Here is a 13,500-nt window from a genome sequence, read left to right on the forward strand (position 1 = left end):
CGACCAGCAGGCAAATCGTGAACATCGTCGCGAGCACGCGCGGGCGCTTGATCGCCCGCAGCTCGTCGCTGCCGAGCACCCCGCTGATCGGGTCGCCCAGCGTCAGCATCAGCATCGCGGGGATGGCGATCCTGGGCTCTAACAGCAGGACGACGATCGTCAGGCTGAACATGTACAGCGCGTAGCCCGCGGGGTTGTCTTGCTCGTACTCGCGGGTGAGCTTGTCGTAGATCCACCAGTCCAGCCCGAACGAAAGCCGGATCACCTCCAGGATCGCCGCGACGCTGCTGCCGATCAGCAGGAACCACTGGAGGTTCTCCCAGCTGAATATATCGAGGAGGTACAGCACCGGCATCCCCGTCCCGCTGATGTGCACGAGGCGTCGCTTGATCTCGTCGGCCATCGCTCGGTTAGTCCTCCTCGACAGGCTCGCCGTCGACGTCCGCGAACGCGAGATCACCCTCGCTGAGCGCCGTCAGCGTCTCGTCGAGGTCTTCGAGGGGGACGCGGAGCTGCTCGGTCGAGTCGCGCTCGCGGACCGTCACGGTGCCGTCTTCGAGCGTCTCGTAGTCGACCGTGACGCAAAAGGGCGTGCCGATCTCGTCCTGTCGGCGGTAGCGCCGGCCGATGGCGCCCGAGTCGTCGTAGTTGACCGAGAGGCCCGCCGCGCGCAGCTCCGCGGCGAGGTCGCGGGCGCGCTCGCCGAGGCCCTCCTTGTCCATCAGGGGGAACACGCCGACGGTCGTCGGCGCGACTTCCGGATCGAGCGAGAGGTAGGTGCGCTCCTCGCCGCCGACCTCGTCCTCGGCGTAGGCGTGATCGAGGATCGTGTACAGCAGCCGATCGACGCCGAACGACGGTTCGACCACGTGAGGCGTGATGTGTTCGCCGGACTCGGTGACCTCGTCGACCGAGAAGTCGGTCTTCTCGACGGGGACGGTGTACTCCTCGCCGTCGACGTCGACCGTCACGTCCTCGCCCTCGAACGCCGAGCGATCCTCCTCGGCGAGCGATTCGAGCGCGTCGGCCACGTCCTGGGCCTGCCCGCCGAACTCGGGGCCGAGGTAGCTCATGTCGGGATCGACCGTCGCGCGCTCGACGGTGACCGGCTCGTCGTACTGCTTGAAGATCGTGAAGTCCTCGTCGGAGTGCTCGGCGTGCTTGGAGAGGTCGTAGTCGCCGCGGTACGCGAAGCCGGCGAGCTCGATCCAGTCCTCATCTAACTCGGCTTCGGCGTCCCAGCAGTCGCTGGCGTAGTGGGCGCGCTCGCCCGAGAGGTGCTGGCGGAACCGGAACCGACTCTTGTCGACGCCGACGCGCTCGTACCACTCCTGGGCGATGCCGAGGTGGTAGGCGATCCACGGGCTGGCGAGCGTGCCGTCCGCGACGGCTTCACCGATCGTCGTCTCGATCAGCTCGCCCTCCTCGTCTTCCTGCTCGCCGATCGGGTAGAGCCGAACCTCGACGTCTTCGACGCGCGAGAGGTCGGGCCCCTCGCCCTCGGGGTCGACGAACAGTTCGAGTTCGGCCTGCGTGAACTCCCGCGTGCGGATGACGGACTTGCGCGGGCTGATCTCGTTGCGGTACGCCTTGCCGATCTGCGTGACGCCGAACGGCAGCTGGTTGCGGGCGTACTCCTTGAGCAGCGGGAACTCGACGAAGATGCCCTGAGCGGTTTCCGGCCGGAGGTAACCCGGCGAGGAGTCGCCGGGGCCGATGTTCGTGCCGAACATCAAGTTGAAGTCGTCGACCGGCTCGCCGGAGAGGTCGGCGCCACAGGAGGGGCAGACGAGCTGGTGCTCGTCGATCAGTTCCTCGACCTCCTCGATGGCGATCGACTCGGCCTCCTCGATCGCGGTGTTGTCCTCGATCAGGTGGTCGGCGCGGTGGCTCTCGCCGCACTCGGCGCACTCGACGAGCATGTCGTCGAAGCCGTCGAGGTGGCCCGACGCCTCGAAGACGGGCTCGGGCATCACGGTCGGCGCGTCGATCTCCTGGTGGCCCTCCCGGACCGCGAACCGCTCGCGCCAGGCGTCCTCGACGTTCTGCTTGAGCGCGGCGCCCTGCGGGCCGAACGTGTAGAAGCCGGCGACGCCGCCGTACGCGCCCGCCGACGGGAAGAAGTACCCGCGGCGCTTGGCGAGCTCGACGAGCTTCTCGGCGGTGCTCTCACTCATACAGCGCCTCCAGCAGGTCCATGTCGAGCACGATGCCCACGAGGTCGCCGCCCGAGACCAGCGGGATCTGCTCGATGTCGTTGGTGATCATCAGCTGGGCGGCCTCGCGGGCGGTCTTGCCCTCCGAGACGGTGACCAGATCCTCGGTCATGAACTCGGAGACCGGGCCCGCGGGCAGCTCGACGTTCCGGACGGTCATCGAGCGGCTGCCGACGCCCTTGATCCCCTCCCACATCCAGTCGTCGTCCTGGTCGGCGAAGCTGTTGCCCGTCTGCTCCTCGTCCTCGACGATCTCGGCGACGTCCAGCACGTCGACCTCGGTGAGCATGCCGGCCGGCTCGCCGGCCTCGTCGAGCGCGACGGCGTAGGGGACGTTGGCGTAGTTCAGCTCGCGCAGGGCGACGGTCAGCGGCGCGCCCGAAAAGGTGGTGTTCACGTCGCGCGTCGCGATTCCGCCGACCTCGACGTCGGCGTCGACGTCGCCCGTCGCGAGCGCCCGGATCACGTCCGTGATCGTGACGATCCCCTCCAGCTCGCCGTCCACGACGGGAACGCGCCGCGCGCCCTCCGTGACCATCAGTTCGGCCAGCTCCTCGATGCCGGCGTCGCGCGTCACGGTCGGGACGTCCTCCATCAGCAGCGCGAGCTGGTCCTCGTCGGGGTGTTCGATCAGGCTCTCGCGGGAGACGAGCCCGCGGTACTCCTCGCCGTCGTCGCCGGGCTTGACGACCGGCACGGAGGAAAATTCGCGATCCTGCAGGTACTCCAGGGCGTCGTCGCGGCTGCCGGGGAGCTCGACGGTCACGAGCTCTCCTCGCGGCGTCATCGCGTCGGACACATTCATACCACGCGGTACGTCCAAAACCGTCATAAAGGCCGTGCTTCGGCGGTCGCCCGCGGAAGCCGGCCGTCGGCGCCGCCGGAGCGCCGGTATCCGGGTACCTGCGTCACAGTTGACCGGTTCGTTTCCCGAGGAGCTCCGTCGGCGAACCGCCGTCCGTCGACTGCTCGGTCCGGCGCGAACGACGCATCGCGGCGCTTCGCCGCCGAATTCCCTCGTTGCGCCCCGCCAGACGGTTTCTGACGCGCGTTCGGGAAACATCCGTTCGATCCGAAACGTCAGTCAAATCCGACGGGTTTATCCATGTGTGAAAGATAATTATGTATATGTCGTCGTCAGGTTACAGCGACACGTCGCGCGGCGCGAGAGAGATCGTCGGCTCCGTCGACGGTGACGGGGACGACGAGCAGTACGTCATCGCCGACATCACGGCGGACGACGCCTGGCTCGCGATGGCGGTAGACGACGCGCCGTCGCTCCCCTCTTGCCGGTAACTCCCGCGGTTTTCGCTGCTTTCGATTCTTAGCCCAGCGGCTGTCGACCCCACCGTTTTTCCGCTCGCCGTGGACGTACGCCCGTGAGCGCGTACGACGTCGGACTGATCGTCGTCGCGGTGGCGCTACTGGGCGCTGTGCTGCTTCCTCGATTTCTGGCCGGCAAGCCGCTCTCGCTGCCGATCGTCTACGTCGGGGGCGGGTTCGCGCTGTTCGCGGCGGTGCCGGGCGTCCCCGCGCTCGATCCCGTCGTCAACGCCGATCTCACCGAACGGCTGACCGAGCTGGTCGTGATCGTCGCGCTGATGGGCGCCGGCCTCAAGATCGACCGGCCGTTCGACTGGCGCGGCTGGGCGTCGACCTGGCGGCTCCTCGCGATAGCGATGCCGCTGACGATCGCCGCGACGGCGCTGCTGGGCCGGTACGCGCTCGGCCTGCTGGTTCCGACGGCGCTGTTGCTCGGCGCGGTCGTCGCGCCGACCGACCCGGTGCTCGCCTCTGACGTCGACGCCGGCGCGCCGCTGACCGAGATCGAGTCCGAGCGGGCGCCCGTCCACGAGTGGGGAAGCATCCGCTTCGCGCTGACCTCCGAGGCGGGGCTGAACGACGGGCTGGCGTTTCCCTTCACGTACCTTTCCATCGCGGTCGCGGGCGCGAGCGCCGGCGACGGGTGGTCGTGGCTCGTCGACTGGGCGCTCGTCGACGTGGGGTACAAGATCCTGGTCGGGCTCGTCCTGGGATATCTGATCGGGCACCTGATGGCGCGGCTGGTGTTTTACTCGCCGGACCCGACCGAACGCGCGGAGGTGCTCGCCGGCGCCGAGGCGCTGGTCGTCACCCTGCTCGCCTACGGCATCACCGAGGTGGCGTCCGGCTACGGGTTCGTCGCGGTGTTCGTCGCCGCCCTCGAACTCCGGCGCTTCGAGTGGGAACACGAGTACTACCAGTACCTCCACGACTTCGCGGCGCTGATTGAGCGGCTGCTCACCGCGACCGTACTGGTGCTGTTCGGCGGCGCCATCGCGGGCGGCTTGCTCGCGCCGTTGACCCCGACGGGGGCGCTCGTCGGACTCGCGATCGTCCTCGCGGTCAGACCTGCAGCAGGACTGATCGCGTTTCTCGGCTCCGACGCGCCGTGGCTCGACCGCGCCGTCGTCTCGTTCTTCGGCATCCGCGGCGTCGGCTCCTTCTTCTACCTGTCGTACGCGCTGGCGCAGGCGTCGTTCGAGGAACTCGAACTGCTCGTCCAGGCCGAGGTGCTCTGGGCGATCCTCGGCTTCGTCGTCCTCTCGTCGGTCGTCGTCCACGGCGTCGCGTCGGGGCCGGTGATGGCCGCCGTCGATCGGCGGCGCGACCCCGTCACGCGGGAGCAAATCGACGAAGCCGAGTGAAGCGAGCGGTCCCGCGGGCCGACACCCGTCGGCGTCCGATCGCCGAAGAAATTTGATATAGCGCTCTATGATTTATTCGCGGTTCGGGTCGCTGTACACTGACGAATCGGGGCTCGGCGCCGTCCCCTTCCCGTCGCTGTTCTGCTGGACGAACGAGAACTCCCCGTGGCCGTCGACCGACTCGCCCTGCGTCCAGGGCATGTCGGGGTCCTCGCGCTCCTCGCGGTGGGTCGACATGAACGCGTAGTTGAACTCCTGGTTCTCCTTCTCCTGGGGGAAGCTCGCGGGCACCGGAACCGGATCGTCCAGCGTCTCCAGGGCGGCGAGCCACTGGTTCTGGTGCATCGTGTCGCGAGCGATCAGGTACTCCAGCATGTCCTTCATCCCGGGGTCGTCGGTCCGCTCCCACAGCCGCGTCGCGAGCAGGCGTCCGGTCGATTCGGCCATCACGTTGGCGTACATGTCCGCGGCGAGGTTGCCCGACGCCACGACGTAGTTCCCGTTGAACGGGAGCCCGTTGCTGTCGACCGGCATCGCCGACTCGCCGGCCGAGAGGATCTGGCGCGGGCTCTGGCCGGACATCATCATACGCATCATGTCGTCCTGAGCGGCGTCCTCGCGCTCCTCGTCGGTGGCGTTCCGGAGGTTCTTCGTGACCGCCGTCGCGAGGATCTCGATGTGGCCGAGCTCCTCGGTCCCGGTCTCCATTAGCAGCTTGCGGTACTCTTCGTGCTCCTTCGGCGTCGCCCAGGCCTGGAACAGGTACTGCAGCGCGACGCGCATCTCCCCTTCGACGCCGCCGATCGCCTGCTGAAGCTCCTTGGCGAACTGCGGATCGGGCTCTTCGACCGTAACTTCGTACTGTAGCTCGGGTTCGTGGAAGAACATGGGTATCCCCGCGAGCAACATCCACGAAGGTCGGAATAAGGGTTCGTTCGGTGTATTTACGTGGAGTAGAGGCAACTTGCCTGACGGTTTCGTACGGTAGCGTGCAAGTGACTGAGTGCCACTCGACAGACGGCGTCGCGCCACCGTCAGCGGCGTTCCTGTCGACGCCGCTGCGTCGCCACCTCGCCGCGGTCGCCGAGGGGCCGGCCCTGCGGAACGAGCGTCGGACGCCGGTGTGCCCGGATTTTTGTACGATGGCGCGCTACGTCGGCGAAATGGCGTCCGATCTCGACGACAACCCCTACTTCCGCGACCCCCCGACCGACTTCGAGCCGGTCGAGGACCTCTCGGAAGCGCGGGCCCGCGAGCAGGCCGAACAGCTCAGGGAAGCGGTCCGGCGTCACGACCGCCGCTACTACGTCGAGGGCGACCCCGTCATCGCCGATCGCACCTACGACGCGCTGTTCGCCCGCCTCGAAGCGCTCGAAGACGAGTTCGCCCTCGACGCCGAGGACAGCCCCACCCGCAGAGTCGGCGGCGAGCCGGTGGAGTCGTTCGACGCCGTCGAGCACGTCGCGCCGATGCTCTCGATCGACCAGAGCGGCGACGCCGAGGACGTCTACGAGTTCGACGAGCGCGTCCGCGGCGACCTACGTGCCAGCGGGCACGCGGGCGAGGTCGACTACGTCTGCGAGCCGAAGTTCGACGGTATCTCGATCGAAGTCGTCTACGAGGAGGGCAGCCTCGTGCGCGCAGCGACGCGGGGCGACGGTCGCGAGGGCGACGACGTCACCGAGAACGTCCGGACGATCCGGTCGATCCCCCAGCGCCTCGCCGGCGATCCGCCCGAGTTCCTCGCGGTGCGGGGCGAGGTGTTCATGCCCCGCGACGCCTTCCAGGCGTACAACCGCGAGCGCGTCGAGAGCGGCGACGACCCGTTCGCGAACCCCCGGAACGCCACCGCGGGGACGATCCGCCAGCACGACCCCTCGGTCGTCGCCGATCGGCCCCTCGACTGCTTCTTCTTCGAGGTGCTCGATTCGAGCGACGGCTGGGCGACCCGGTGGGCCGAGGATCAGGCGCTGCCCGAGTTCGGCCTCAAGGTCAACGAGCACACCGAGCGCGTCGACTCGATCGAGGACGCGATCGAGTACCGCGACGCCATGCTGGAGCGCCGGGACGACCTGAACTACGAGATCGACGGCGTCGTGATCAAGGTCGACGACGCCGAGAAGCGCGAGGAGCTGGGATCGACCGCCCGCCACTACCGGTGGGCGTTCGCCTACAAGTTCCCCGCCCGCACCGAGGTGACGACGATCCGCGAGATCGCGGTGCAGGTCGGCCGTACCGGACGGCTCACGCCGGTCGCGCTGCTCGACCCGGTCGACGTCGGCGGCGTCACCGTCTCGCGAGCGAGCCTGCACAACCCCGACGAGATCGCGGATCTGGGCGTCGACATCGGCGACAAGGTGCGCATCGAGCGGGCGGGCGACGTGATCCCGCAGGTCGCCGAAGTGGTCGAAGACGGGAGCGACGGCGAGGACGGCGACGCGCACTTCGCGTTCCCGGATCGCTGCCCGGTCTGTGATAGTCCGGTCGAGCGCGACGGGCCGATGGCGTACTGCACCGGCGGGCTGGCCTGCGACGCCCAGCTGCGCGAGTCGGTGGTCTACTACGGTAGCGACGACGGCCTCGACATCGAGGGGCTGGGCGAGCGCACGGTGCGCCAGTTCCTCGACGCGGGGCTGATTACCGACAGCGTGGCGGACCTCTACGAGATCGACGCCGACGAGCTGGTCGACCTGGAGGGCTGGGGCGAGCGCAGCGCCGAGAAGCTGCTCGCCGAGCTCGAAGCGACCAAAGAGCCGCCACTCGACGACTTCCTCGCCGCGCTGGGCATCCCGCACGTCGGCGCCGCGACGGCCCGCCAGCTCGCCCGCGAGTTCGGCTCGCTCGACGCCGTGATGGCCGCCGACGCCGAGGAGCTGGAGGACGTGCCCGACGTCGGTCCCGTCGTCGCCGAGCAGATCCGCGACTTTTTCGACTCCGAGGCGAACCGCGCGGTCGTCGCGGACCTGCGCGACCACGGCGTCGAGCCGCAGGACGCCGACGTCGAGGGTGGCGACGAACTGGAGGGACTTACCTTCGTGTTCACGGGCAGCTTGCCGAACTACACCCGCAGCGAGGCTCAGGAGCTGGTCGAGGACCACGGCGGCTCGGCGACCGGGAGCGTGTCGGGCAACACCGACTACCTCGTCGCGGGCGAGAACCCGGGCCAGACCAAGCGCGACGACGCCGACGCGGAGGGCGTTCCGCAGCTCGACGGCGAAGAAGAATTCGAGGAACTGCTCGAAGACCGCGGCGCGCTGTAGCGGTTCGCCGGCCCGGCACAGCCGGCGACGAGGGCTACAGCCGCTTGCTCCGCGAGGCGACCACGTCCAGTCCAGGACTGTAGTAGTACACCGGCTCGGCGTCGGGCTCCGCGAACCCGTGGGCCGCCAGCAGCGTGTTCGTCTCGATGTCGGCGTCGGCGGGGTACAGCGTCCAGGGGTCGTGCTCGACGTCCGTGTACCGGATCGACCCGTCCTGAGCTTCGGTGTAGAACCGGTAGCGCTCGACGAGGAACTCCCCGAACGGATCGTCGGGCGCCGCGAACGGCTCGCCGCTCGGCCGGTACGTCCCCTCGTAGCGGGCGGGGCGGGCGCCCGGGTGGCGACGCCGACTGCGAAAATTCACCCGGCCGTCGGTAACCTCCAGCGAAATCCGGGCGTAGTGGTACGGCAGGTGGTGGAAGATCCGCGCGCCGAGGACGCTCGCGACGTCCTGCGCGTCGAGCGTGAAGAAGTAGACGCTGGGGACGCCGTCGCGGGTGACGTACGTTCTGAGGTTGAGTTCGGGCAGTCGGATTCCGAGCGGTTCGGGGACGCCCTTCGGGCGCACGGCGACGTTGGTGAACGGCACGACCGAGAGCCACGCCGAGCCGTCGTACGTGTCGGGCGCGAGCCCCTCGGGGAGGTGCGCGTCCATGACGTCGGGCTCGACCGGCCGGTTCTCGAACAGGAGGTGACGCCACCCCATCTCCAGCGGGACGACCATACGATATCTAAGCGGTCTGAACGAAAAGCGGCTTCGACCCGGCATCGGCGTCACGCGACGGCGTCGACGCGGACGCCGCCGCGCTACAGGTCGACGGCGTCGAACCGCCAGAGGCCGATCGTCAGCGCGCCGACGGTCCACAGCGCCAGCACGACCCCGCCGGTCCAGGCGGTCATGTACGGCTCGGCGTACCAGACCGAGTACTCCGTCAGCACGACGTCCCGGAGCACGATCTGGTAGGCGTTGTGCGGGCTGAGCATGAACATGACCGACACCCACTCGGGGAATCCGCCGATCTGGACGACCCACTCGCCGGTCGCGAGCCGCGCCCTGACGGCGTTGGTCGCGAGCACGAGCGCGCCCCAGAGCCACTTGAACACGAGGTAGTACGCCAGCACCCCGGCGGCGGCTTTCGTCGTCGAGCCGGTCGACGCCGAGACCGCGATCGCGATCGCGACGTAGGCGATCCCGACCAGCAGCAGGGCTCCGAGGAAGCCGACGTAGCCGGCGATCGAGTAGGCGTCGAACGCGACCGCGACGACGCCGAAGCCCGCCGCGAACGCCAGCGCGATCGGGACCGCCAGCACGACCGCGCGGCCGACGAACTTCCCGATCACCACGTCGTCCCGGCTGTGGGGCTGGGAGAGCAACAGCGCGAGGCTGCCGCTCTCGCGCTCGCCGACGATCGCCTTGTAGCCCAGCATCGCGGCGAGGATCGGCACGAACGCCGACGCCGGGCCGAGCGATGCGACGAAGTTCTGGAACGTCAGGTTGCTCGCGGGCGTGCCGAACAGCCGCGGCGCGCCGACGTACACGCCCATCAGCGCCAGCGCGATCAGCACCATCGCGCCCGTCAGCGCGTGGAGCACGCGCGAGCGCGCCGCGTCCTGGACCTCCTTGCGGGCGATGATCTGCCAGCTCATGTCGACGCCTCCGTGTACTCCCGAAAGAGGTCCTCCAGCGACGCTTCCTCGGTCGAGAAGTCCGAGACGGCGACGCCCTCGTCTTCGAGCGTCGACACCACCGCCGACTTCGTCCCGTCGGCGCAGCGGACCAGGATCTCGTCGCCCCGAATTTCGGCGGCCGTCACGCCGTCTAACTCGCGGACGGCGTCGACCGCCGCCGGATCGGCGCGGTCGACCGACACGCGCAGGCGCGCCCCGGAACCGGCGGCCTCGCGCAGCCCCTCGACGCTGTCCTCGGCGACGAGCTCGCCGCCCCGCAGGATGCCGACGCGGTCGCAGACCGCCTCGACCTGATCGAGGATGTGGCTGGAGAAGAACACCGTCGCGCCCCGGTCGCGCTCCGCGAGGATCAGCTCGCGCATCGCCCGGGCGCCGTTGGGATCGAGCCCGGTCGTCGGCTCGTCCAAGATCAGCAGATCGGGGTCGCCGACCAGCGCCATCCCCAGCGCGAGGCGCTGGGTCATCCCCTTCGAGTAGTCCCCGGCCGTCCTGTCGGCGGCGTCCGCGATGCCGACGCGCTCTAATATCGCCTCGGGATCGGCGTCGACCTCGCGGGACTCGCAGGCGAACCTGACGTGCTGGCGGCCCGTGAGCCGGTCCCACGGGCTGAAGCCGTCGGGGAGGACGCCGACGCGCTCGCGGACGGCCACCGGTTCGGCCTGACAGTCCAGCCCGAACACCCGCGCGGCGCCCGCGGTCGGCCGCGCGAAGTCAAGCAACACGTTGATCGTCGTCGACTTCCCGGCGCCGTTGGGGCCGAGGAAGCCGTAGATCTCGCCCGCCTCGACGGCGAGATCGAGATCCGACAGCGCCGTGACGCCGCCGTAGCGTTTGCTCACGCCGTCCAGCTCGATGGCTGCCATGGCCGACGGTTCAGCGCACCGCCGCTTATGTTCTGTGATGGGTCTCGCGCTCGGACGCCGCCGATCACGCACCCCCGCCGAGCGTCGACGACCCCGTCCGGGTCGCTCAGAGCTCCTCGTCCGGATCGTACTGCTCGCGCACGGACGCGACCTCGTCGGCGTAGCGCGCCCGGGTGTCGGCGTCCTGCACGTCCTCCAGTTCGTCGGCGGGGATCTCCCGCGCCGCGGTCACGTCGATCTGGGAGAGCGCGTTGCCCGACAGCTCGCGCTGCTGGTAGCGCTCGCCGTCGGGCGTCGCGTACACCAGCGTCACGAGGTTGCGCTGGTCGAACGACCGCTCGACCAGCCAGCACTGTACCGCGTCGGTCGCGTCGCCGTCGGTCGCGTCGTCGGTCATGTGTCCCGGTTCGTGGCCAGGCCCCGTATGCCTCCCGGCTCGATTTCGGCGTCGTTCCGTCCGCGGGCTGCCGGCGCCCCGACCGCGACTCGCCCCGCTCCGGCTCGCGCTGGCTCGGCGCCGCGGCTCCTGGCACGCGGTCCCGGCGCTACCGGCAAGTAGTTCCTGAGTTCGGGTAGTGAAAACTGTGATGAAATAATGCTTCGTGAACGTTTTATGCCCTGCCGACCGCGTGTGTATGTGAAACGTAGTACGCACATCGCCACTCTGAGTTCGCTGGTCGACGCTCCCCGCCCGGACGGCGGCGAGCGGCGACCGGCGGAAGACGGCTCCGAGCGCGGCGACGACTCCTCCCACCCCGGCCCGCCGCGGTTCGTGGCGGTCAGCGAGACGATCGAGGACCCGAACGGGAACGATCAGCACGACCGCGACGCGCTGGCGCCGCGTAATCCCGACCCGGACGCCGAGTACTCCTGGTCGGTCGCCGACGCGCCCGACGGCAGCGACGCCACCGTCGGTGCGGACCCCGTCGTCTCGTTCGATCCGGACGTGCCGGGCGCGTACACGCTCGAACTCGAGGCTCCCGACGGCCGCCACGAGCTGACCGTCCACGCGTTCCCCGAAGAGGACGAGGACGATCCGCGGCCCCGCGTGGAGATCGACGCCGAGACGGTCGGCGATCGGGTGGTCCTGACCGCCGCCGCGACGACGCCGCCGGCCGACGACTCGATCGACCCCGCCGTCGACGTCGAGCTGTACGTCGACGACCGCGACAAGGACGTTCTGGCCGAGGCGAGCGGCGCGATCTCGGCGTCCGAACTCGACGAGCCGGTGCGGATCTACGCCGTCGCGGCGGGACGCCGCTACAGCGTCGCCGACGCGATCGAGCTCGTCCCCGAGGGCGATTCGGTGACCGTCGAGCGTCCCTACGATCCGCCCGAGTGGCTCGACGACGCCGTCTTCTACGAAATCTTCACTCGTCGGTTCCCCGATCAGGACGATCCGACGTTCGAGACGATGGCCGAGCGCGTCCCCTACCTCGCCGACCTGGGCGTCGACGCGCTCTGGATGACGCCGTTCGTCGAAGCGAACAGCAGCTTCGGCACCGACGCCGAGCGCGGCGGCCCCCACGGGTACGACGCGCTGGATTACTTCTCGGTCGACCCCGAACTCGGCACGATGGAGGAGTTCGAGGCGTTCGTCGACGTCTGCCACGACCACGGTATCAAGGTCGTGTTCGATCTGGTGGTCAACCACACGTCGATCCTCCACCCGCACTTCCAGGCCGCCGCGGACCCCGACCACGAGGACCACGAGAAGTACCGCGACTGGTACCGCTGGGAGGACGAGGGCGAACTCGAACCGGACACGTACTTCAACTGGAGCACGATCCCGAACCTGAACTACGAGAACCCCGAGGTCCGGGAGTTCGTCCTCTCTATCGTCGACTTCTGGGCCGACAAGATCGACGGGTTCCGCTGCGACGTCGCCTGGGGCGTCCAGCACTCCTTCTGGAAGGAAGTGTACGAGCGCACCACGGCAAAGGACGACGAGTTTCTGCTGCTCGACGAGTCGGTGCCGTACTTCGCCGACTTCTCGGAGGGCGAGTTCCACATCCACCACGACGACCGGCTCCACAAGGCGCTGAGCATGGCCGCCGACGGCGACGCCGACGCGATCCTCGACGCCGTCGAGCGCCGGGCTAACGTCGGCGTCCCGGCGTACCGACCGTTCCTCCAGTACGTCGAGAACCACGACCTCGATCGCTTCATCGCGGAGTACGGCCGCGAGGCACAGATGGCCGCCGGCGCGGCGACGTTCACGCTGCCCGGAAATCCGATGCTGTACTACGGGCAGGAGACCGGCCTCGAAGGGTATCGCGACGCGATGAACTGGGGCGAGTTCGACGAGGAACTCAACGGATTCTACCGCTCGCTGATCGAGGCTCGCAAGTCGATCCCCGCGCTTGGCAGCGACGCCGGGATCGAGCGGATCCCGTTCCACGCCGAGTCGGATCACGTGCTCGCGTTCTCTCGAGTCGCCGACGACCAGCGCGTCGTCGTCCTGCTCAACTTCGCCGACGGTCCCCGCTCGGTTCGCGTGGGAGACTACGTCGAGACGACCGATCTGCGCACCGGCGAGGCGGTCGCGCCGACGACCCACGACGACGGCTCGCTGGAGTTCGAGGTCGACAGCGTGGTCGTCGTCGAAGCCGATCGGCCGACGCCGGGTACCGGTCCCGAACCGGCCGACGAACGCGCCCCCGAACGCGACTTTGACGACGCGGACGGACTCGCCGCCGTCACCGGCGACGACGCGGACGACTCCGAGTAACGTCCGGCTTTTTTCCATCGCGGCAACTATCGGACAAACAGCTGACAACTGTGT

General features: G+C 68.8%; 12 protein-coding genes. 4 read left to right on the top strand and 8 right to left on the bottom strand.

The features are described 5' to 3' along the window. The 3 genes from ABDZ81_RS06355 to ABDZ81_RS06365 all read right to left on the bottom strand — a co-directional run. The coding region (locus tag ABDZ81_RS06355; RefSeq protein ID WP_343773063.1) for a dolichol kinase at positions 1-403 on the bottom strand (403 nt) is incomplete at its 3' end. 7 nt (positions 404-410) lie between these two features. Further along, positions 411-2,177: a glycine--tRNA ligase gene (glyS, locus tag ABDZ81_RS06360; RefSeq protein ID WP_343773064.1), complete on the bottom strand. Its 1,767-nt coding sequence runs from the start codon at positions 2,175-2,177 to the stop codon at positions 411-413. Next, the gene (locus ABDZ81_RS06365; protein WP_343773065.1) at positions 2,170-3,021 is read right to left on the bottom strand and encodes a CBS domain-containing protein; all 852 of its coding nucleotides are present in this window, start codon (positions 3,019-3,021) and stop codon (positions 2,170-2,172) included. Before ABDZ81_RS06365 ends, glyS begins: the two co-directional genes overlap by 8 nt. A gap of 323 nt (positions 3,022-3,344) precedes the next feature. On the opposite strand from ABDZ81_RS06365, the gene ABDZ81_RS06370 reads away from it, so the two are divergent. After that, on the top strand, positions 3,345-3,512 hold the full coding sequence (locus tag ABDZ81_RS06370) for a DUF7556 family protein (RefSeq protein WP_343773066.1): 168 nt from the start codon (positions 3,345-3,347) through the stop codon (positions 3,510-3,512). A gap of 83 nt (positions 3,513-3,595) precedes the next feature. After that, the gene (locus tag ABDZ81_RS06375; RefSeq protein WP_343773067.1) at positions 3,596-4,903 is read left to right on the top strand and encodes a cation:proton antiporter; all 1,308 of its coding nucleotides are present in this window, start codon (positions 3,596-3,598) and stop codon (positions 4,901-4,903) included. A gap of 72 nt (positions 4,904-4,975) precedes the next feature. Here the strand turns inward: ABDZ81_RS06375 and ABDZ81_RS06380 are convergent, their stop codons facing one another. Further along, positions 4,976-5,791, bottom strand: coding sequence for a manganese catalase family protein (locus ABDZ81_RS06380; protein WP_343773068.1), 816 nt, complete (start codon positions 5,789-5,791; stop codon positions 4,976-4,978). Positions 5,792-6,066: 275 nt separating this feature from the next. Between ABDZ81_RS06380 and ligA the strand changes: the two genes are divergently transcribed. Continuing rightward, positions 6,067-8,163 carry an NAD-dependent DNA ligase LigA gene (ligA, locus tag ABDZ81_RS06385; RefSeq protein WP_343773375.1) on the top strand — a complete coding sequence of 699 codons (2,097 nt, stop codon included), beginning with the start codon at positions 6,067-6,069 and terminating at the stop codon, positions 8,161-8,163. A 34-nt stretch (positions 8,164-8,197) separates the two neighbouring features. On the opposite strand, the gene ABDZ81_RS06390 is transcribed toward ligA, so the two are convergent. The 4 genes from ABDZ81_RS06390 to ABDZ81_RS06405 all read right to left on the bottom strand — a co-directional run bounded on the left by ABDZ81_RS06390 (position 8,198) and on the right by ABDZ81_RS06405 (position 11,112). Beyond that, a complete protein-coding gene (locus ABDZ81_RS06390; protein WP_343773069.1) occupies positions 8,198-8,887 on the bottom strand; it encodes a YqjF family protein in 690 nt (229 codons plus the stop codon). A gap of 83 nt (positions 8,888-8,970) precedes the next feature. Further along, positions 8,971-9,810: an ABC transporter permease gene (locus tag ABDZ81_RS06395; RefSeq protein WP_343773070.1), complete on the bottom strand. Its 840-nt coding sequence runs from the start codon at positions 9,808-9,810 to the stop codon at positions 8,971-8,973. Next, complete coding sequence (locus ABDZ81_RS06400) at positions 9,807-10,715, bottom strand: ABC transporter ATP-binding protein (RefSeq protein ID WP_343773072.1); 909 nt, start codon at positions 10,713-10,715, stop codon at positions 9,807-9,809. The genes ABDZ81_RS06395 and ABDZ81_RS06400 overlap by 4 nt, the downstream gene beginning before the upstream one ends. A gap of 106 nt (positions 10,716-10,821) precedes the next feature. Further along, positions 10,822-11,112, bottom strand: coding sequence for a DUF7967 family protein (locus ABDZ81_RS06405; protein ID WP_343773073.1), 291 nt, complete (start codon positions 11,110-11,112; stop codon positions 10,822-10,824). A 240-nt stretch (positions 11,113-11,352) separates the two neighbouring features. On the opposite strand from ABDZ81_RS06405, the gene ABDZ81_RS06410 reads away from it, so the two are divergent. Further along, the gene (locus ABDZ81_RS06410; RefSeq protein ID WP_343773074.1) at positions 11,353-13,446 is read left to right on the top strand and encodes an alpha-amylase family glycosyl hydrolase; all 2,094 of its coding nucleotides are present in this window, start codon (positions 11,353-11,355) and stop codon (positions 13,444-13,446) included. Positions 13,447-13,500 lie beyond the last annotated feature (54 nt).

The organism is Natronoarchaeum mannanilyticum, assembly GCF_039522665.1.
GTDB lineage: Archaea > Halobacteriota > Halobacteria > Halobacteriales > Natronoarchaeaceae > Natronoarchaeum > Natronoarchaeum mannanilyticum.

Excerpts from the sequence above, each read along its gene's own strand:
- glyS (WP_343773064.1), bottom strand. The coding sequence starts at position 2,177 with ATGAGTGAGAGCACCGCCGAGAAGCTCGTCGAGCTCGCCAAGCGCCGC.
- ABDZ81_RS06365 (WP_343773065.1), bottom strand. The coding sequence starts at position 3,021 with ATGAATGTGTCCGACGCGATGACGCCGCGAGGAGAGCTCGTGACCGTC.
- ABDZ81_RS06370 (WP_343773066.1), top strand. The coding sequence starts at position 3,345 with ATGTCGTCGTCAGGTTACAGCGACACGTCGCGCGGCGCGAGAGAGATC.
- ABDZ81_RS06380 (WP_343773068.1), bottom strand. The coding sequence starts at position 5,791 with ATGTTCTTCCACGAACCCGAGCTACAGTACGAAGTTACGGTCGAAGAG.
- ligA (WP_343773375.1), top strand. The coding sequence starts at position 6,067 with ATGGCGTCCGATCTCGACGACAACCCCTACTTCCGCGACCCCCCGACC.
- ABDZ81_RS06390 (WP_343773069.1), bottom strand. The coding sequence starts at position 8,887 with ATGGTCGTCCCGCTGGAGATGGGGTGGCGTCACCTCCTGTTCGAGAAC.
- ABDZ81_RS06395 (WP_343773070.1), bottom strand. The coding sequence starts at position 9,810 with ATGAGCTGGCAGATCATCGCCCGCAAGGAGGTCCAGGACGCGGCGCGC.
- ABDZ81_RS06400 (WP_343773072.1), bottom strand. The coding sequence starts at position 10,715 with ATGGCAGCCATCGAGCTGGACGGCGTGAGCAAACGCTACGGCGGCGTC.
- ABDZ81_RS06405 (WP_343773073.1), bottom strand. The coding sequence starts at position 11,112 with ATGACCGACGACGCGACCGACGGCGACGCGACCGACGCGGTACAGTGC.